The sequence below is a fragment of the Herbaspirillum sp. Her3 genome (assembly GCF_057961275.1).
Window position 1 is genome coordinate 4,900,155 of record NZ_CM176328.1, and the last position, 20,236, is coordinate 4,920,390.

At 63.9% G+C, this 20,236-nt stretch carries 15 protein-coding genes; 9 read left to right on the forward strand and 6 right to left on the reverse strand.

Going from position 1 to position 20,236, the window contains the following annotated elements; all coding sequences use genetic code 11:
* Nucleotides 1-150, forward strand: a complete 150-nt coding sequence (locus ACVC5H_RS22310) for a hypothetical protein (RefSeq protein WP_489619902.1) — start codon at nucleotides 1-3, stop codon at nucleotides 148-150.
* A 253-nt stretch (nucleotides 151-403) separates the two neighbouring features.
* Here the strand turns inward: ACVC5H_RS22310 and ACVC5H_RS22315 are convergent, their stop codons facing one another.
* Nucleotides 404-1,366 carry a Tim44 domain-containing protein gene (locus ACVC5H_RS22315; protein WP_489619903.1) on the reverse strand — a complete coding sequence of 321 codons (963 nt, stop codon included), beginning with the start codon at nucleotides 1,364-1,366 and terminating at the stop codon, nucleotides 404-406.
* A gap of 212 nt (nucleotides 1,367-1,578) precedes the next feature.
* Nucleotides 1,579-2,007, reverse strand: a complete 429-nt coding sequence (locus tag ACVC5H_RS22320; RefSeq protein WP_489619904.1) for a hypothetical protein — start codon at nucleotides 2,005-2,007, stop codon at nucleotides 1,579-1,581.
* Nucleotides 2,008-2,295: 288 nt separating this feature from the next.
* On the opposite strand from ACVC5H_RS22320, the gene ACVC5H_RS22325 reads away from it, so the two are divergent.
* From ACVC5H_RS22325 to ACVC5H_RS22345, 5 genes are all read left to right on the forward strand, one after another.
* On the forward strand, nucleotides 2,296-3,006 hold the full coding sequence (locus ACVC5H_RS22325) for a response regulator (protein ID WP_489619905.1): 711 nt from the start codon (nucleotides 2,296-2,298) through the stop codon (nucleotides 3,004-3,006).
* Nucleotides 3,007-3,055: 49 nt separating this feature from the next.
* Entirely contained in the window at nucleotides 3,056-4,648 is a 1,593-nt protein-coding gene (locus tag ACVC5H_RS22330; RefSeq protein WP_489619906.1) for a sensor histidine kinase, read from the forward strand.
* A 1-nt stretch (nucleotide 4,649) separates the two neighbouring features.
* Nucleotides 4,650-4,934 carry a DUF4212 domain-containing protein gene (locus ACVC5H_RS22335; RefSeq protein WP_489619907.1) on the forward strand — a complete coding sequence of 95 codons (285 nt, stop codon included), beginning with the start codon at nucleotides 4,650-4,652 and terminating at the stop codon, nucleotides 4,932-4,934.
* On the forward strand, nucleotides 4,924-6,975 hold the full coding sequence (locus tag ACVC5H_RS22340; RefSeq protein WP_489619908.1) for a sodium:solute symporter family protein: 2,052 nt from the start codon (nucleotides 4,924-4,926) through the stop codon (nucleotides 6,973-6,975). Before ACVC5H_RS22335 ends, ACVC5H_RS22340 begins: the two co-directional genes overlap by 11 nt.
* Before the next feature lie 245 nt (nucleotides 6,976-7,220).
* A complete protein-coding gene (locus ACVC5H_RS22345; protein ID WP_489619909.1) occupies nucleotides 7,221-8,600 on the forward strand; it encodes an MFS transporter in 1,380 nt (459 codons plus the stop codon).
* A 78-nt stretch (nucleotides 8,601-8,678) separates the two neighbouring features.
* On the opposite strand, the gene ACVC5H_RS22350 is transcribed toward ACVC5H_RS22345, so the two are convergent.
* The 4 genes from ACVC5H_RS22350 to ACVC5H_RS22365 all read right to left on the reverse strand — a co-directional run bounded on the left by ACVC5H_RS22350 (nucleotide 8,679) and on the right by ACVC5H_RS22365 (nucleotide 17,035).
* Nucleotides 8,679-9,614, reverse strand: coding sequence for a transglutaminase family protein (locus tag ACVC5H_RS22350; RefSeq protein ID WP_489619910.1), 936 nt, complete (start codon nucleotides 9,612-9,614; stop codon nucleotides 8,679-8,681).
* Nucleotide 9,615: 1 nt separating this feature from the next.
* Nucleotides 9,616-12,117: a circularly permuted type 2 ATP-grasp protein gene (locus ACVC5H_RS22355; RefSeq protein WP_489619911.1), complete on the reverse strand. Its 2,502-nt coding sequence runs from the start codon at nucleotides 12,115-12,117 to the stop codon at nucleotides 9,616-9,618.
* Between the two features lie 55 nt (nucleotides 12,118-12,172).
* Nucleotides 12,173-15,547 (reverse strand): transglutaminase family protein, encoded by a 3,375-nt coding sequence (locus ACVC5H_RS22360; protein ID WP_489619912.1) that lies wholly within the window; start codon nucleotides 15,545-15,547, stop codon nucleotides 12,173-12,175.
* A 261-nt stretch (nucleotides 15,548-15,808) separates the two neighbouring features.
* Nucleotides 15,809-17,035, reverse strand: a complete 1,227-nt coding sequence (locus ACVC5H_RS22365; RefSeq protein ID WP_489619913.1) for a polyhydroxyalkanoate depolymerase — start codon at nucleotides 17,033-17,035, stop codon at nucleotides 15,809-15,811.
* A gap of 338 nt (nucleotides 17,036-17,373) precedes the next feature.
* Between ACVC5H_RS22365 and ACVC5H_RS22370 the strand changes: the two genes are divergently transcribed.
* The 3 genes from ACVC5H_RS22370 (at nucleotide 17,374) to ACVC5H_RS22380 (ending at nucleotide 20,235) form a co-directional block, all read left to right on the forward strand.
* On the forward strand, nucleotides 17,374-18,030 hold the full coding sequence (locus ACVC5H_RS22370) for a glutathione S-transferase family protein (RefSeq protein ID WP_489619914.1): 657 nt from the start codon (nucleotides 17,374-17,376) through the stop codon (nucleotides 18,028-18,030).
* A gap of 75 nt (nucleotides 18,031-18,105) precedes the next feature.
* On the forward strand, nucleotides 18,106-18,549 hold the full coding sequence (locus ACVC5H_RS22375; protein ID WP_489619915.1) for a cupin domain-containing protein: 444 nt from the start codon (nucleotides 18,106-18,108) through the stop codon (nucleotides 18,547-18,549).
* Between the two features lie 258 nt (nucleotides 18,550-18,807).
* Nucleotides 18,808-20,235, forward strand: coding sequence for a circularly permuted type 2 ATP-grasp protein (locus ACVC5H_RS22380; RefSeq protein WP_489619916.1), 1,428 nt, complete (start codon nucleotides 18,808-18,810; stop codon nucleotides 20,233-20,235).
* Nucleotide 20,236: the final 1 nt, after the last annotated feature.

Below are 20,236 nucleotides of genomic sequence, written 5' to 3' on the forward strand. Positions count from 1 at the left end.
ATGGACGGGCTGGATCAGATCACGCTGCTGTTGCTGGTTATCCTGGTGGTGGTGGCGCTGCTGTTTCCACTGACGGATGGCCGCATCAGGCCGCGCGACCGGGATGGTACCGGTCAAGAGGCAGACACGCAGGATCACAAGCGCCGCTGATGCGGTGCTTTTTTTATCGTACAAGGGAGCTGCGAGAGGCCCAACGGCGGTACGGCGAAGATACCCGCCGCACGGGCGGTTCCGGGCCGATATGAAGAGAAATGCAAGCGTGGAATGGACAGGGAACGGACATAAAAAAACCGCCGGCAAAAGCCGGCGGTAAAACGGACTGGCGACGCTCATCCACTAACCGCCGCCTTCCGCGCCAAACTGATACTTGCTACATGAACGTTCTTGCCAAATTCCGGACGGCTTACGCCTGCACCGGATCGAGCTGCTGAATACCGGCCAGCACCCAGCCACCCTGGCCGGCGGCCGGCTTGGACAGGTTCCAGATCTCGGCGAACTGGGCCGGCGAGGCGGTCGGATCTTCCTTGATGAAGCCGAAGAACTTCACACTGGCCAGGTAATCATTGCCCACGGTTTCCACGCCCAGCACTTCGGCATCCAGCGAGACCACGTCGGTCTGGTTGACGGCAGTGCCGCGCTCCTGGATCTGCAGGCGCAGCTCGGCAAACATCTCGGGGGTGGTGAATTCGCGGATGTCGTTGATGTCAGCCTTGTCCCATGCCGCTTGCAGGCGGATGAAATAGGTCTTGGCATTGCGCACGAAGCCCACGGTGTCGAAACCGGCCGGGATGCCATAGGCAGGCGCTGCCTCGGCATTGCCGAAACCGCCACCGAAACCGCCTTGGGTCGCCGCAGCAGCGGACTGCTCGGTCTTGAGCAGGGAGCCGATCTGCGGCGTGGCCGAGGCGTTGTCAGAAGCTTGCGGTGCGGCGCTGGCCCAGGCCGGCGCCGGTTGCGCGGACTGCGAGGCTTCCGACTTGCGGCGGAACAAGCGGATCACGAACATGATCGCCAGGGCGATCAAGGCCACGGTCAGGATGGTGCTGATCATGCTGGCCAGCGCGCCACCCAGACCGAAGTGCGACAGCAGCGCACCCAGGCCCAGACCCAGCAGTGCGCCACCCAGCAGGCCCTTCCACATGCTCGGCTTGGCAGCAGCCGGGGCCGGTGCGGCAGCAGGCGCGGCCGGCTTGGCAGCGGCGGCCTGGTTCTGTTGCATCGGGGCTGGGCTTTGCGCCTGACGGCTGGCGCTGGAAGACTGTTTGCCGATCGAACCGCCACCGCCAAGACGCTTGGCTTCGACGGCCGACATGCCAACAGAGAGCGTCATCACCGCCACTATCAGCGCGACAAATGCTTTTTTCATGCTTTCTCCTAGAGGATTCTGATGATGTGATGCGGTCACATCGGCCGTAATTCATGAATGCTGGATCGGGTGTGCCCTGGAGCAAAAGCGCCGCACGGGCTGGCGGACGCTGGCCGCGCACGCGCAAGGTCCTGCTGTCGCACGGCGCGAAGCCTCAGGGAATCAGGGCAGTTCAGCGGGCGCAGCAATACCTGTCGCGCGTGGCGACGGGATCAGGCCCGGGGAGGACGTCCTGCGCGGGGCAGGAACGGGGGTTGCAGGGCGGCATCGCTACGCAGAGCGGGCGCCAGGCGGGAAGTTTGCGGCACCATGGCCAGGGATTGCATCAGCAGCGGCTCGTCACCGATGCCGGCGTGCGTGGAAAAGTCTTCACCGCTGTCGGCATAGCCAGTACCGTCGTCATCGCTGGTGCCAGCATCAGCGGACAGAGCCTGCGACTTGTCGTCGCTGGCAGTATGGTCAGTATGGGCAGCGTCGGACAGGGAAACGGTCTTGGCAGCCAGATGCCGGGTCGCCACGGCGTGGGCCGCAGCCGGAACCGAGAAGTCGGTCGCGGCCATCGAGCTGGCGTACGTCAGCACCGCTGCAAATACTTGCACCGGTAACAGACAGATCAGCAGGAGGACCCACAAACGTTTCATCAGATTTTTCCAGCAATGGATGCGAGAAATTATATCAACAAAAATTGCGCTGCCAGCAAGTAAATCTCGCCGACGCTTCCTACTATAAGGCCTAAGCTTCAGACTTCAATGAGCCAGACTGAATTGTTACACTTAAGCGCCGCGACGTGACTTCCCTCAAGGACAGCTCACGTCAGGATATCCCTGATTTGCATTGAGCATGCAATTAGTGGAATATGAACAAAAAGGTAGCACAATAATTCAACCATCCGAGACAAGCAGCCGGGCTCGCCTCGCTGACCGATTCCTATGCGCATCCTCCTTGCTGAAGACGACAGCGTACTGGCCGACGGCTTGACCCGTTCCCTGCGCCATTCCGGCTATGCCGCCGATTGCGTCAAGAACGGGGTGGAAGCCGATTCGGCCCTGTCCACCCAGGACTTCGACCTGCTGATCCTGGACCTGGGCCTGCCCAAGATGTCCGGCCTGGAAGTGCTGAGGCGCCTGCGGGCGCGCAATTCGCGCCTGCCGGTGCTGATCCTGACGGCGGCGGATTCGGTGGAACAGCGCGTGCAGGGACTTGATCTCGGTGCCGACGACTACATGGCCAAGCCTTTCGCGCTCTCCGAACTGGAAGCGCGGGTGCGGGCGCTGACCCGGCGCGGTGCCGGCGGTGGCCCGACCGTCATCAAGCATGGACCGCTCTCTTTCGACCAGGTAGGCCGCATCGCCTACATCGGTGAACAGATGCTGGAACTGTCCGCGCGGGAACTGGGCCTGCTCGAAGTATTATTGCAACGCACCGGCCGCCTGGTCTCCAAGGAACAGCTGGTGGACCACCTGTGCGAATGGGGAGAGGAAGTCAGCAACAATGCCATCGAGGTCTATGTCCATCGTCTGCGCAAGAAAATCGAGGTCGGCGGCGTGCGCATCGCCACCGTGCGCGGACTCGGCTATTGCCTGGAAAAGCTGCCCGAGACCGGCGCCGCACCGCTGGCAGCCTCCAACGGCGCGGCTTGAAGGCGCGCACTCCGCTTCACTCATCGGGGCAGCCGCGCGCTGACAGATCATGACCGCGCGCGATCCCTCCCCCGCAGCTCCATCGCCCTCGCCTGCCGAGCCGGCACAGGACGCGCCTGCCGCATCTGCTCCCCGCAAGAAACGCCGCGCCGCGCTGGCCACCCAGCCGGTGGAACGCATCCAGCGTTCGCTCTTCGGCGAGATCCTCGACTGGATGCTGGCCCCGCTGCTGCTGCTGTGGCCGATGAGCATCGCCATCACCTACCTGATCGCGCAGTCGATCGCCAACCAGCCCTTCGACCGCGCCCTGGAAGACAGCGTGACCGTGCTGGCCCAGCAGGTCTCCGAAGTCAACGGCAAGGTGGTCGCGCGCCTGCCGGTCTCGGCGCGCGACCTGCTGCGCGCCGACGACATCGACAACATCTACTACAAGGTCACCGGCCCCAATGGTGAATACGTGGAAGGCGACGTCGACATGCCCCAGCCGCCCGGCGAGGATGACCGCGCCACGCTGGGCACGGTGCAGTTCCGCAATGACATCCTGCACGGCAGCGACGTGCGCATCGCCACCCTGCAGGTGGACCTCCGCCGCAGCCCGGCCCAGCGCGCCGCCCAGCGTGAGCCGCGCATCGCCACGGTGCAGGTCGGCGAGACGCTGGAAAAGCGCGCCCAGCTCGCCAACGAAATCATCAAGGGCGTGATCCTGCCGCAGTTCGTGATCCTGCCGGTGGCGCTGGCACTGGTGTGGTTCGCGCTCTCGCGCGGGCTCTCGCCGCTGTCGGAATTGCAGCAGCGCATCCGCGCGCGCCGTCCCGATGATCTCTCCCCCATCGACTCCGGCCAGGTCCCCGAAGAAATCTCGCCCCTGGTGCGTTCCCTCAACGACATGCTGGCGCGGCTGTCGCAGACCATCGCCATCCAGAAGCGCTTCATCGCCGATGCCGCGCACCAGATGAAAACGCCGCTGGCCGGCATGCGCATGCAATCCGAACTGGCGCTGCGCCAGGATGATCAGGACGACGTGCGCCGTTCGCTGGAGCAACTGGCCAAGAGTTCGGAAACCGCCACCCGCCTGGTCAATCAATTGCTCTCGCTGGCCCGTGCAGAGAACCAGCAATCCCAATCGGGTGGCATGGTCCCGCTGGAACTCAATGAACTCGCACGCGGCGTGGTGCAGGACTGGGTACCGATGTCCTTCACGCAGCGCATCGACCTCGGTTTCGAGCAACCCGACCATCCCATCCTCATCACCGGCAACCCGGTGATGCTGCGCGAATTATTGTCCAACCTGCTGGACAATGCCCTGCATTACACACCGCACGATGGCAATGGCCGCGTCACCGTACGCGCGCGCACCGATGAAGGCGGAGGGCTCGCCATCCTCGAAGTGGAAGACAACGGCCCCGGCATTCCGGTGGCCGAGCGTGCCAACGTCTTCGAGCGCTTCTATCGCATCCTCGGCACGCCCAGCACCGGCAGCGGCCTGGGTCTGGCCATCGTGCGCGAGATCGCGCAGCAACATGAGGCGGTGGTCGAGATCACCCACAATCCGCGCTGTAGCGATCCCAAATATCCGGGCAGCCTGTTTCGCGTGAGCTTTCGCATGATGCCGCGCACGCCCTTCTTCGACGACATCACCTGACATGGACCAAGGCGCCCTTCCCACCGACCCCGGCAACCAATGGCACCGCACCCGCCGCATGACGGCCTGGCTGCTGGCGCTGTGGTTCCTGGCCACGTTCTGCTTCATCTACTTCGCGCGCGAGCTGGACCGGGTGCACCTGTTCGGCTGGCCGGTCTCCTTCTACATGGCAGCGCAAGGCATGATGCTGATCTACCTGGCCATCGTGGTGATCTACGTGCGCCGCATGCGCCGTATCGAACAACTGGTCCGACGTGAACAAGGCGAGAGCGGGCATGGAGAGTAACAAGGACTTCTTCCGGCGCCTGTGCCGCTATTACGGGCTCTATACGCTGGGCTTCATCGTCTTCCTGTGCGTGCTGGCCGTCCTGGAACGCGAAGGCATGCCGCGCTCCTGGATCGGCTACCTGTTCCTGTTCGTCACCATCGGCCTGTATGCCGGCATCGGCGTGGTCTGCCGCACCTCCGACGTGCCCGAATACTACGTCGCCGGACGGCGCGTGCCGCCGCTCTTCAACGGCATGGCCACGGCGGCCGACTGGATCTCGGCGGCGACCTTCATCAGCCTGGCCGGCGGCCTCTATCTGCAGGGCTTCGACGGCCTGGCCTACATCCTCGGCTGGACCGGGGGCTACTGCCTGGTGGCCCTGCTGATCGCACCCTACCTGCGCAAGTTCGGGCAATACACCATCGCCGATTTCCTCGCCGCACGCTATCCGGGCAAGCCCGGCACGCAGGGCGCCAACGTCATCCGCATCCTGGCGGTGGCGGCCACCATCCTGATCTCCTTCACCTACGTGGTGGCGCAGATCTATGGCGTGGGCCTGATCACCTCGCGCTTTACCGGCATCGATTTTTCCATCGGCATCTTCCTCGGACTGGCCAGCATCCTGGTGTGCTCCTTCCTGGGCGGCATGCGCGCCATCACCTGGACCCAGGTGGCGCAATACATCATCATCCTGTTCGCCTACCTGATCCCGGTGGTCTGGCTCTCGGCCAAGCATGCGACCATCCCGGTGCCACCGGTGGCCTATGGTGCGGTGCTGCCCAAGCTCTCGGCCATGGAACACAAGCTGGAAGACGACCCCAAGGAAAAAGAAGTGCGCCAGATCTTCCAGGCGCGCGCCGATGACTATGACCGGCGCCTGAAGAACCTGCCGCAATCCTGGCTCGAGGGCCGCGTGGAGGCGCAGAACCAGGCCGACCAGATCCGCCGTGACACGCACGCCTCGCTGGCCGAGATCAAGGCAGCCAGCCGGGCGCTGTCGTCCTACCCCAAGTCGCCCCAGGAAGCCGAACGCAAATGGACCGAAGCGCGCGCGGCCAACCTGGCGCGGGCGCAGCCACCAGCATCGCAAACTGAGCCCTTCCCCGGCCGCGACGCGCAAAGCTCCGACATCAAGCGCAACAACTTCCTGGCGCTGGTGTTCTGCCTGATGCTGGGCACGGCTGCCTTGCCGCACATCCTGATGCGCTACTACACCACGCCCACCGTGGCCGGGGCGCGCAGCTCGGTATTCTGGACGCTGTTCTTCATCATGCTGATCTACCTCACCGTGCCGGCGCTGACCGTACTGGTGAAATACGACATCTACACCTCGCTGGTGGGCAGCAGCTACAGCCACCTGCCGGACTGGGTGTATTACTGGGCCAACATGGACAAGCTCAATCCGCTGGTCTCCATCAACGACCTCAACCGCGACGGCCTGGTGCAGCTGGGCGAGATTTCCATGGATGGCGACATCATCGTGCTGGCCATGCCGGAGATTGCCGGGCTGCCGTATTTCGTGTCCGGGCTGGTGGCCGCTGGCGGGCTGGCCGCGGCGCTTTCCACCGCCGACGGGCTGTTGCTGACGATCTCCAATGCGCTCTCGCACGACGTGTATTACAAGGTGGTCGATCCCACCGCCTCCACGCAAAAGCGCGTCACCATTTCCAAGCTGCTGTTGCTGGTGGTGGCCTTGCTGGCAGCCTATGCGGCCTCGCTCAAACCCGGCGACATCCTCTCCATGGTCGGCGCGGCCTTTTCGCTGGCGGCCTCCACGCTCTTCCCGGCACTGGTGCTGGGCGTGTTCTGGAAGCGCGCCAACCAGGCCGGAGCGATTGCCGGCATCGTCTGCGGTTTCCTGATGTGCGTGTATTACATGCTGCACACCAATCCCTCCTTCGGCGGCAGCGCGGCCGGCCAGTGGTTCCACATCGCACCGATCTCGGCCGGCATCTTCGGCGTACCGGTGGGCATGGCCGCCATGGTCATCGTCAGCCTGCTCACGCCGCCCCCGGACGAAGCCACCATCGCGCTGATCGATCACATCCGCACACCCTGAGCGGTGCACCCGGCCGGGGACGCTGCGCGTTTTCCCGGTTTTTTACATTTTCCTTCACGCTGCTTCCCCGAGCCTGCTGCCCGCGTCCGCGTGGCGGAGGGCTGCGCGCATTTCTTCATAAAACGCGATTTTGTTCGTTTACCGCACACATGAGCACTTACCGAACAAATCAGTGGCACATTGTTTTATACTTTTCGCACAAAAAGAAAAACTGTCGTCGCAACAATTCCTGAAGAGAGAGAGACATGAGACCAGAAACCCCGGCCCTGGACGTCCAGGCCTTCATCAACCGCGAGCCCTTCTCGCGCTATCAGTGGCTGATCTTTGCCCTGTGCTTCTTCGTCGTCCTGCTGGACGGCTTCGATACCGCCGCCATCGGCTTCATCGCACCTTCGCTGCTCAAGGACTGGGGCATTGCCAAGCCTGACCTGGCGCCGGTCCTCAGTGCAGCCCTGTTCGGCCTGGCCGCTGGCGCGCTGACCTCCGGCCCGCTGGCCGACCGCTACGGCCGCCGCAAGATCCTGCTGCTGTCGGTGCTGGTGATGGGTGCGGCCTGCATGGGCTCGGCCTTTGCCGGCAACCTGCAGGAGCTGACCGTCCTGCGCTTCCTGACCGGCCTCGGCCTGGGCGCGGCCATGCCCAATGCGGTCACGCTCACCAGTGAATACAGCCCGGCCGGCCGCCGTGCCATGCTGACCAATGCCATGTTCTGCGGCTTCCCGCTGGGCGCGGCGCTGGGCGGCTTCCTGGCGGCCTGGATGATTCCGCTGTGGGGCTGGCGCAGCGTGCTCATGCTGGGCGGTGCCGCCCCGCTGCTGCTGTTGCTGGTGATGCTGCCGAACCTGCCCGAGTCGGTGCGCCACATGGTGGCCAAGGGTTATACCGCCGAGCGCATCGGTGCGGTCCTGCGCCGCATCTCGGCCTCGGCTGCCAGCTTCAAGCGCTTCACCCTGGCCGAGACCGGCCCGCAAGGCGAAACGGCCACCGGCAAGAGCGGCATCGCCCTGCTGTTCGAGCCGCGCTATCTGATCGGCACCTGCATGCTGTGGCTGGCTTACTTCATGGGACTGGTGATCTTCTATGCGCTGGTGAACTGGATGCCGGTGCTGTTCAAGGATGCCGGCCTGGCCCCCAAGACGGCCACGCTCATTTCGGCGCTCTTCCCGTTGGGCGGCGTGGGCGCCATCCTGTTCGGCTGGCTGATGGACCGTTACAACGCCAACCGCGTCATCGCCATCGGCTTTGCCGCCACGGCCGTGGCTGTCTTCGGCATCGGCCAGGCGGTGGGCAACGTGGGCGTACTGACGGTGGTGGTGTTCGTGGCGGGCACCTTGATGAATACCGCGCAATCATCGCTGCCAGCGCTGGCCGCCGCTTACTATCCGACCCGTGGCCGTGCCACCGGCGTGGCCTGGATGCTGGGCGTGGGCCGCTTCGGCGGCATCGCCGGTTCCTTCCTGGTGGCCGAACTGACGCGGCGCCAGTTGGGCTTTGGCGAAGTGTTCGCGGTGGTGGCCACGGCTGCATTGGTCTCGACCGTGGCACTGCTGGTCAAGCAGGCGTCGGACCGCAACCGTCCTGACGGCGGCAAACCGCTGATGGTCGCCGATGCCGGAGCGCACTGAGCTGCCAGCCTGAAACGACATGGCCACTGATCTTGCGATCAGTGGCCATTTTTCTTGGGCCGAAAAGAACGACGCCGCTCAGATCGACAACTGCAAGCCCTGCGCCTCTTCCCCCGGCAACACCGTCACGGCCACCTGCATGCTCTGCTGGCCGCCGCCGATGAGTACGCCGCGCAAGGGCGAGATATCCAGGAAGTCACGCCCCCAGCCCAGCGTGATGTGGCCGGTATCGGGGAAGATGCCATTGGTCGGATCAGCATCGATCCATGTCCCTTCGCCCCCATCGGCTCCCGGGCAATACACCGACACCCACGCATGCGAGGCATCGGCACCGATCAGGCGCGGCTGCCCGGGCGGCGGTTCGGTCAGCAGATAGCCGCTGACGTAGCGCGCGGCCAGTCCGATGGAACGCAGGCAGGACAGCATCAGGTGCGCAAAGTCCTGGCACACGCCACGGCGATTGACGAAGACTTCGGTCACCGGTGTGGAGACGGTGGTCGCTGCCGGATCGAAAGCGAATTCCTCATGGATGCGCATCATCAATGCGCGCACCCCCTCCACCACCGACAGGCCGGGGCTGAAGCACTCGGCTGCATAACGGATGAACTCGCGCTTGATGCGTACGTGCGAGGATTCGAACAGGAAGTTGGACGCCTCCAGCATGCCCGGCGCCATCAGGCGCCCCCCGTGATAAGCCATCAGCGTCGCCGCTTCCTCCCACTGCATGCCCGGCTGCGGCTCCGGGCGCGGCGTGAGCGCGACCCAGGAGTCGGCCTGCACGTCCAGGCTGGTGTGGTCGGTGTCCAGCGAAAACGCCTTGATGACGTTGCCGAAATTGTCTTCGTAGCTGCGCACCAGATGCGGCCCCGGCGACACGTTCACCGTATGCGAGAGGCATTGCTGCCAGGGCAGTTCGCGTGGAGTCAGGTGCAGCACCTGATGCGACAGGCGCACCGGCAGCGAATACTGGTAGGTGGTCTGGTGATGGATGCGATAGACGTGGCGCTCGCTCATGTCATACCCCCTGGCTGACCGGTGCGGTCAGCGGCGTGAAGTAATGGCGCGAGAGATCGTCCGAGAGCATGTAGCCACCGCTGACCGCATCGCGCATCAGTTGCGTCAGGCGCGCGTTGGCCTCTTCGACGTTGGGATGGTCGTGGGCAAACTCGCTCAGGGTCATCGCTTCCAGCTGGCCGGACAGATGCGTGGGAATGGTCATGCTCAGCAAGCCCAGCTGCTGCGCGATCTCGCTCATGTATTGCTGCAGCATGCGGAACTGGTAGGCCATGCCATGGGGATTGCTCACGTCGAACACCAGCAGGTGCAGCACCGGCAGCCATTCAGGCGTGCGGCGATAGCGCACGCGATAGGTGACGATGCTGCTGGCCGCCTCCAGCAGCCAGGACAGCGCGGCGGTCTGGCGTTGTGGCGGCAGGCGCAGGAAGTTGTCGAACAGTGCGGCCATGTTGGCCATGCGTTCGATGTGGCGGCCCACCATCAGGAACTGCCAGCCGGCATCGCGCGTCATGTCGTCCAGCGCATGGCCGGCCAGGCCCGAACAGGCATCGATGACGTTGCCCAGCACGTGCTGGGCAGCAGCCGGTGTATTGATGCGCTCCTGCACCATGGCCGGCATCTTGGTCAGGGCATGCCAGTTGTCCAGCGACAGATGCTCGCGCACCTGGTAGGCGGCATTGGCCAGCTGGCGCAATTGCGTGGCCACGCTCACCGGTGCGGAAGGATCGACCACCGCCGCCTGCAGGCTCTGCTGCAGGCCCGTGATGGTCGGACGCGGTTCCGACTTGGGCATCTGCACACCCAGCTGGCTGCAGATCCAGGACACGCTGCCCAGCATGCCACGGCTCTCGGTCTGGCCATCCATGGTGTATTGCAAGGTGGTGCGCAAGAGGCGCGAGAGATTCTTCACGCGCTCCGAATAGCGTCCCATCCAGAACAGGTTCTCGCCCGAGTGCGAGGACACGTCCACCGTACCCTTGATGACGGTGACGTTTTCTGCACCATGGCGCTCATCGGCAGCAACGGCGTCGGGGCGCTCTTCCTCGCGCAGCACCCACACATCCTTGCTGGTGCCGCCCTGCTGCATGGAGACCACATCGCGCCGCTGGCGCGGCGCCACGCGCGTCAAGCCGCCCGGCATGACCTGATAGCCGCCCTCGCCATCGGCCACGGCAAACACGCGCAGGCTGATGGTCCGGTTCATCAGGCGATAGTCGCCGCTGCGTGCCATCACCGGCGCCTGCGACAGGCGTACCCACTCCTGGGCGGCATAGGCGTGCGGCTGCAATTGCAGGCTTTCGATCAGGCGGCGGCGTGCCGCGCCCGTCACGGTATGGCCGAACACCGGCTGCATGCGCATGGAAGAAAACGCCGGCACGATCACCAGCTCATCGAAATGCGCCAGCGTGTAATCGAGTGCCGGTTTCTCGCCGCACCACCACGAGGCTACCGACGGCAGCAGCAGCGACTGGCCATACAGGCGCTCATTGATGGCCGGCAGGAAGCCATGCAGCGCCGTCGATTCCAGCACACCGCTGCCCAGCGAATTGGCGATGACCACATTGCCCAGCCGTGCGGCCTGCGTCAGGCCCGGCACACCGAGGGCGGAATCGGCGCGCAGCTCCAGCGGATCGCAATAGTCGTCGTCCATGCGGCGCAGGATGGCGTGCACGCGGCGCAAACCATTCAGGGTCTTCAGGAACACCTGGTCGCTGCGCACCGTCAGATCCACCCCTTCCACCAGCGGAAAGCCCAGCGTATGCGCCAGGAAGGCGTGTTCGGAATAGGTTTCGTTGTAGGGGCCCGGCGTGAGCAGCACGATCAGCGGCACCTCGCCCTGGGCCGGCGCCAGGCGCGTGAGCATGGCGCGCAGGGTATGGAAGTAGCGGTGCGGCGACTCCACGTGCATGTCGCGCAGCGCCTCGGGCATGGCGCGCGCCATGATCTGGCGGTTCTGCAGCGCATAGCCGGTACCGGACGGACCTTGCGTGCGGTCCGACACCACCCACCAGGTACCATCGGCCGACCGTGCCAGGTCGATCGCATAGGCATGCAGATGCACGCCGCCCGGTGGCTGCCAGCCGTGGCAGGGCATCAGGTAGCCGTGCTGGCCGAACACCAGCGCGGGCGGCAACAGGCCTTCGGCGATCAGGGTCTGGGGGCCGTAGATGTCGGCGAGCAGGCCATTCATCAGGCGCGCCCGCTGGGCCACGGCGCGCTCCAGGAAATCCCATTCCTCGGACGACACCAGGTGCGGCAGCAGGTCCAGCTCCCAGGGGCGGTTGGCGCCCTTGGGGTCGGCATAGACGTTGTAGGTCACGCCATCGGAGGCGATGGCGTCGCGCACCTCGTTGGCGCGCCGGCGCAGCATCTCCGGCGAGAGGTTTTCAAGCTGGTCGATCAGCGTTCGCCAGTGCGGGCGCAGGCGGCCGTCGGCGGCCAGCATCTCGTCATAACGATCGCTGGCTACCGGATAGCTTTCCAGTAGACGCTGGGGCATAAGTCAGTGAGTGGCCGGGCTGCGCGCCGCGCCTGCAACGGCGCCCGGCTCAGTTTTAGAAGTAGCGTAAGTCTAACGTAAAAGGAAACTCGATAGACGCCCGCGCCGGGGTGACCTGCCATTTTCCCGGGGTATGGTTCATGCGGAAATAGCGCGCCAGGCGGCGGCTTTCCGCCTCGAAGGCATTGACCGGGAAGGTTTCGTAATTGCGGCCGCCCGGATGCACCACGTGATATTGGCAACCGCCGAGGCTGCGGCCATTCCACGTGTCGATCAGGTCGAAGGTCAGCGGCGAATCCACCGGGATGGTCGGATGCAGCGCCGACGGCGGCTGCCAGGCCCGATAACGTACACCGGAGACAAACTGCCCGACGGTACCGGTCGGCTGCAGCGGCACCGGAACGCCATTGCAGGTCAGCACGTAACGGTCGGAGGCCATGCCGGTGATCTTGACCTGCAGGCGTTCCAGCGAGGAATCCACATAGCGCGCCGTGCCACCACCGCTGTTTTCCTCGCCCAGCACGTGCCAGGGTTCGAGCGCAGTGCGCAATTCGACCTGCATGCCCTTGACGGCATAGTCGCCGATCTTGGGGCAGCGGAATTCCATGTGCGGCGCGAACCATTCGGCCCGCATGGGATAGCCGGCCTCGTTCATGTCGGCCATCACGTCGGCAAAATCCTGCTCGATGAAATGCGGCAGCAGGAAGCGGTCATGCAGCTCCGTGCCCCAGCGCACCAGGCGCGCCGGCTTGTAGGGCTCTTTCCAGAAACGCGCCACCAGACCACGCAGCAGCAGTTGCTGGGTCAGGCTCATGCGTGCATGCGGCGGCATTTCGAAGGCGCGCAGTTCCAAGAGGCCCAGGCGGCCGGTGGCACTGTCGGGCGAATACAGCTTGTCGATGCAGAATTCGGCGCGGTGGGTGTTGCCCGTCACGTCGATCAACAGGTTGCGCAGCAGCCGGTCCACCAGCCAGGGCGGACAGTCGCCCTTGGCGACCTGCTTGTCCATTTCGCTGAAGGCCAGTTCGATTTCCACCGTCGAATCATTGCGCGCCTCATCGATGCGCGGCGCCTGCGAGGTCGGGCCGATGAACATGCCCGAGAACAGGTAGGACAGCGACGGATGGTTGTGCCAGTACGAGATGAGGCTGCGCAGCAGATCGGGCCGGCGCAGGAACGGGGAATCACTGGTCGTGATGCCGCCCAGCACCATGTGATTGCCGCCCCCGGTGCCGGAGTGATGGCCATCGAGCATGAACTTTTCTGTGGTCAGGCGCGAGGCGCGTGCGGCGTCGTACAGGTGCGTGGTCTGCTCGACCAGCTCGCTCCAGTTGTTGGCCGGCTGGATGTTGACCTCGATCACGCCAGGGTCAGGCGTGACGCTGAACTTGCGCAGGCGCGGATCGTGCGGCGGCTCATAGCCCTCCAGCAGGACCGGCTGCTTCAGTTCCTCGGCCACCGCTTCGATGGCGGCCACCAGTTCCAGATAATGCTCCAGCTGCGCCAGCGGCGGCATGAACAGGTAGAACACGCCATTGCGCACTTCGGCGCACAGCGCCGTGCGGGTCAGCCAGTTGGCCGATTCGAAAGGCGCGGGCACTGTCTGGGTAGCGGTGCTGGCCGCCGCAGTGGCTGCACTGCTGCGCCCTTCGCCGGTGACGGCAGCGGCCGCGCTGGCGGCCTTGTTCTGGCGCGCAGCCGGTTCCTGCGGGCTGCCCAGCTGGCGGCGGATCTCGGCGCTGCTGGGCAGCGCACGGAAAGCCTGGGTCGGATCGGCCGGGTAGACGGCGGGATACTCGCCCTCCTTGACCCACGGCAGCGAATCCAGCGGCAGGCGATAACCCAGCGGCGAATCGCCCGGATAGAGGTAGCAGCGCTCGCTGCGCAGGAACCATGCCCCGCTCTGCCAGCCGCGACCATCGTCGCGGCGCGCCAGCGGCAACACGTGGCCCACCGCACTTTGCAGGCCCTGGGTGAAGACCTTCATCAGGCGTTCGCGCTCCTGCTTGTCATCCACGCGCGAATCGAAGGGATCGACGTTTCCTGGCAGGCGGCGCTCGCGCCACATGTAGTAGAACACGTCTTCATAGGCCGGGAAGACGTTCTTGCCATCTACCTGCAGGCGCTGCGCCACACGGTGCAGGAAATGACTGGTGACGATCTTGTCGCTCACGTTCGGCCTGGTCTCGTCGCCGATCAGGGCGGGATTGAGCCAGATCGGTTCGCCATCGCGGCGCCAGTAGCAATTGAGTGCCCAGCGCGGCAGCTGCTCGCCCGGATACCACTTGCCCTGGCCGAAATGCGGCAGCCCCTGCGCGGCGTACTTGTTGCGCATGCGGTGATACAGCTCGGCCGCCAGCGGCTTCTTGGTCGGGCCCATGGCGGCGGTGTTCCACTCCGGTTCGTCCGGGTGGTCCAGCGAGACGAAGGTCGGTTCGCCGCCCATGGTCAGGCGCACGTCATTGGCCTGCAGGTCGGCATCGATGGCATGGCCCAGTTTCTCGATGTCGGCCCATTGTTCTTCGGTATAGGGCTTGGTCACGCGCGGCGCTTCCCAGATGCGCTTGACCGACATCAGGTGCTCGAATTCCACTTCGCAAGGATCGACCAAACCGCTGACCGGGGCAGCCGAGGCCGGCTCCGGCGTGCAGGACAAGGGAATGTGGCCTTCGCCGGCGAACAGGCCCGAGGTCGGGTCCAGCCCGACCCAGCCGGCGCCCGGCAGATAGACCTCGCACCACGCATGCAGGTCGGTGAAGTCGGCCTCGGGGCCGGAGGGGCCATCCAGTGATTTCTGGTCGGCCGTCAGCTGGATCAGGTAGCCGGAGACGAAGCGCGCCGCCAGGCCCAGGTGGCGCAGCAACTGCACCAGCAGCCAGGACGAATCGCGACAGGAGCCGGACTTCAGTTCCAGCGTTTCTTCCGGCGTCTGCACGCCCGGTTCCATGCGGATGGTGTAGCCGATGTGCGAGGCCAGCTGCTGGTTCAGCGCCACCAGGAAATTGGCGCTGCCGACCTTTTCACGCGGGATGCTCTTGAGGAACTCCTCGAACAGCGGCGACAGCGGCAGTTTCTGCCGGTAGGGCAGCAGTTCGTTCTGCAGGTCCTCGGCATACTCGAAGGGGAATTGCTCGGCATACGGTTCGAGGAAGAAATCGAAGGGATTGATGACCGACATCTCGGCCACCAGGTCCACCTCGATCTTGAATTCGGTGGTCTTCTCCGGAAACACCAGGCGCGCCAGGTAGTTCGATTCCGGGTCTTGCTGCCAGTTGATGAAGTGCGGCTCGGGGAGCACGCGCAGCGAATAGCTCAGGATGCGGGTACGGCTATGCGGGGCGGGACGCAAGCGGATGACTTGCGGACCCAGGTTGATGGCACGGTCGTACTTGTAAGAGGTGACATGGTTCAGGGCCACGTGGATCGACATGGAATTCCTTTACGACAAGCAAATGGTCAAGCGCGGGGCTTGGTTGTTGTTGGCGACATGCAGAGAAAAGTTGCTGGCTACTGCATACCTTGTTTTTCTTACCGCCTGATTACTTCCGGACTGACTTTCCTGATGACATTCTTGATGGAGGGCACCTCGTTGTGAGTGTAAGCCAGAGTGTTAGTGCCGGGTGTGGAAAAACTTAATCTTGCGATCCGGAAAACTAAGTTTTTACACCACCCTTGACAGCATGCCACACGCTCATCGGTGATGCATGGCAATGAAGTCGCGCAGGCGCGGATAGATTTCGTTTTCCCAGCGCCGTCCATTGAAGACGCCGTAATGGCCCACCGCCGTCTGAACATGGTGCAGGCGCATGTAGGGCCGGATGCTGCTGCACATTTCCTGTGCGGCCACGGTCTGGCCGACGGCGCAGATGTCGTCCTTCTCGCCCTCGATGGTGAAGAGCGCGGTGCGGCGGATGGCACTCGGATCGACCACGCGCTCGCGATAGGTCAACTTGCCCAGCGGCAGCGCATGCTCCTGGAAGACCGTGCGCACCGTTTCCAGGTAGAACTCGGCGGGCAGGTCGGCCATGGCGAAATACTCTTCGTAGAAATCCTTGATCTGCGCGGCCTGGGCTTCCTCGCCCTCGACCAGGTGGTGATAGAGCTTGCGGAAGGCATCGATGTGGCGGTTCAGGTTCATGTTCATGAACGCGCCCAGTTGCACGAAACCCGGATAGACGCGCCGCCCGGCACCGGCATGGCGGGCCGGGACGGTACTGATCATGTTCTTCTCGAACCAGCTGATCGGCTTGCTCTTGGCCAGGGCATTGACAGCCGTCGGATTGACGCGGGTATCGAGCGGGCCGGCCATCAGGGTCATGGTGCGCGGCTGCGCCGGATGATCGTCCGCGGCCATCACCGAGGCGGCCGTCAGCGCGGCCACCGTGGGCTGGCAGACTGCCAGCAGATGCGTCCCCGGACCCAGCACGCCGAGGAAGCCGATGACGTGGGAAACGTATTCATCCAGGCCAAAACGACCGTGCTCCATGGCCACGTCGCGCGCATTGCGCCAGTCGGTGATGTAGACGTCGTGGTCGCGCAGGAGCGTCTTGACGGTGCCGCGCAGGAGCGTGGCGAAGTGCCCCGACATGGGTGCCACCACCAGGACCTTGGGCTGCACCACAGTAGTTTCCTTGCGGAAATGCAGCAGGCCACAGAAGGGCGTGGCGCTGATTTCCTCCTCATGCACCGCAATTGTGCATCCGCCGTCGACCACCTCGCCGATCGCGAAGGGCGGGCGGGCATGGGTGAGCTGGGTACGCGCAAAGACCTCACAGGCCGAGGCCATCTTGCGCAGGGCCGGATGCACCGGCACGCCGGGCCAGGTCGCACCCAGCATGGGCGCCATCATGCGGGCACAGGCCCGCAGCGGATCGGTGGCGTCGGCGTAGTTCTGGTAGAGCTGATAGGTATTGATCATGAAGCGCCGCCCTCGGGTTGTCTCTTATTGGTGTCCGCTCGCAGAGGCAAAGATGCAATTGTCATGCCATTGACGGGTCGCCAGGCCCGGCGAAGGAGGCTTTGGGCAGCCCTGACCCGGCTTTCGTGACCGGGCGGAAACGCTGCCGGCACCCGCCCTGCACTTTCCCGCGAGCTGGCACAAGCTTTGCAAGCAAAAGACGTGCGGACCGGTTCAGTGGCCCGCGCCTTCCCTGAAGCGCAGACAGGGCGGGCAAGATGAAGATGATGAACAAGACACCGCCGCTCACGCGGCAGCGTGCCCAAAGTCAACCTGCACAAAACAGATAAAGGACTGACATGCCTAAGACGACTTTGCGCATCACCAGCAAGAACTACTCCTCGTGGTCCCTGCGCGGCTGGCTCATGGCCAGGTTCGCCGGGCTCTCTTTCGAGGAAGACATCGTGCCGCCGGACGACCCTTCGGCACGGGCAGAGATCCTGCTGCTGTCTTCCTCCATCCTGGTACCCAGCCTCCACCATGGCGACGTACTGGTATGGGATACGCTGGCCATTGCCGAATATCTCAACGAAATCCGCCCCGGCGCCAAGCTGCTGCCGGCCGACCTGGCCGCCCGTGCGCATTGCCGCTCGGTGTGCGGCGAAATGCATTCCGGCTTCTCGGCCCTGCGCGCGGCGCTGCCGATGAACCTCAAGGGCCACTTCCCCAACTTCAAGGTGTGGTCACGTGCCGAAGCCGACATCGTGCGCATCACCACCATCTGGAAGGAATGCCTGGCCAAGTACGGCGGGCCCTTCCTGTTCGGCGAACAGCGCACCATGGCCGATGCCATGTACGCCCCGGTCGTCACGCGTTTCATGACCTATGACGTCAAGCTCGATCCCATCTGCACCGCCTATGCCAAGCGCATCATGGCCATGCCGGAGATGCAGGAATGGATCATGGCAGCCAAAAAGGAACCGGAGGATATCGACGAGCTCGATGTGGAATTCTAGGGCGCAGAAGGCAGAGGGAGTCGCGCCCATTTTGTCGCAGGCCCGTGGCGGGAGACCGCAGAAAGGATGGATGTGATGAATACCGTAGCTGATCCAAGCGTACTGGCGCAAAACACCTTCTCGCACGTGAGCGAGGGCGACACGCCCTATGAAACCGGCGGTCTGCGCGACTTCTTCCTGTACCGCGACCTGGGCATTGCTGCTGCCACCGGCGGCCAGGTGGTGGCGCAGCTGGTCAAGGCCAACATGGCGCCGCAGACCGGCACCGGCTGGCACCGGCACGAGGCCAACTTCCACATCGTCATCATGTTGAAAGGCTGGGCGCGCTTCATGTATGAAACCGAGGTCACGCTGGTCAAGGCGGGCGACTGCGTACACCAGCGGCCGGGCATCGTGCACTTCCTGTTCGACTATTCGCCCGACATGGAGTATCTGGAAATCGTTAGTCCGGCCGACTTCAAGACGATAGACATGCCCGCCCCCTGCGAGGTGCCGCCACCCACACCCTGGACTAACTGAAGCCAGTGCGGGTCTGCGTTTGATGGCGGCAGGCCCGCGCAGGCGAGGAGCAAAAGCATGCAACTTTCCTCTGTCAAAAATTTCAAGCCTCTGTTAGTCTTTCTTCATGCACGCAGGCTCTGGCGTGCAAGTGCAGTCCCTTAGAGCCCCTGGTTTCTGCTGCAACCTTGCAGGTAGTTTGCCGTACCCACCGCCTCTGTTTTCGTTACAACCTACTTAGAAAGATTCCCGCTTCCCACGGGAACGCGAAGCAAATCTATGGCACATTTTTTTGATGAGATGTATTCAGGAGGCGCAAGCAGCGAAGCAGGTCAAGTGCGTCAGCACTATGCAGAATTCGCCAGCTGGCTTTCCGCGCAATCGCCGGAAATCATCGCCCGCAAACGTGCCGAATCCGACCTGATCTTCCGCCGCGTCGGCATTACCTTCGCCGTCTATGGAAACGATGCCGGCACCGAGCGCCTGATCCCCTTCGACATCATCCCGCGCATCATCCACAAGGCCGAATGGGCCAAGCTGGAAGCGGGACTGGTCCAGCGCGTCAAGGCGCTCAACATGTTCATCCACGACATCTATCACGAGCAGAAGATCGTCAAGGCCGGCATCATCCCGCCCGAGCAGATCTTCCAGAACGCGCAGTACCGGCGCGAGATGCAGGATGTGAACGTGGTCAACGACATCTACGCCCACATCGCGGGTGTCGATATCGTGCGCGCGGGCGAAGGTGAATTCTACGTACTGGAAGACAACCTGCGCGTACCGTCCGGGGTGTCCTACATGCTGGAGAACCGCAAGATGATGATGCGGCTCTTCCCCGATCTCTTCAAGCGCCACAAGATCGCACCGGTCGATCACTATCCCGACCTGCTGCTGGACAACCTGCGTTCGGTGGCGCCGGCCGGCGTGACCGATCCGACCGTGGTGGTGATGACCCCGGGCATGTACAACTCGGCCTACTTCGAGCATGCCTTCCTGGCCCAGCAGATGGGGGTGGAACTGGTCGAGGGCCAGGACCTGTTCGTCAAGGACAACGTGGTCTACATGCGCACCACGCGCGGCCCCAAGCGGGTCGACGTGATCTATCGCCGCATCGACGACGACTTCCTTGATCCGCTGGCCTTCCGTCCTGACTCGGCCCTCGGTGTGCCGGGCCTGCTGCAGGCCTACCGCGCCGGCAAGGTGACGTTGACCAATGCCATCGGCACCGGTGTGGCCGATGACAAGTCGATCTATCCGTATGTGCCGGACATGGTGCGCTTCTATCTGTCCGAAGACCCGATCCTCAACAACGTGCCGACCTACCAGTGCCGCAAGAAGGAAGATCTCTCCTACACCCTGGCCAACCTGGAAAAGCTGGTGGTCAAGGAAGTGCACGGCGCCGGCGGCTACGGCATGCTGGTCGGCCCGGCTTCGACCAAGCAGGAGATCGAAGACTTCCGCGCGCGCATCATCGCCAAGCCCGACGGCTACATCGCCCAGCCCACGCTGGCCCTCTCCGTGTGCCCGACCTATGTGGAGTCCGGCATCGCGCCGCGCCACCTCGATCTGCGTCCCTTCGTCCTGTCGGGCAAGCAGATCACCATGGTCAAGGGCGGCTTGACGCGCGTGGCCTTGAAGGAAGGCTCGCTGGTGGTGAACTCGTCGCAGGGCGGCGGCACCAAGGACACCTGGATTCTGGAGAAATAAG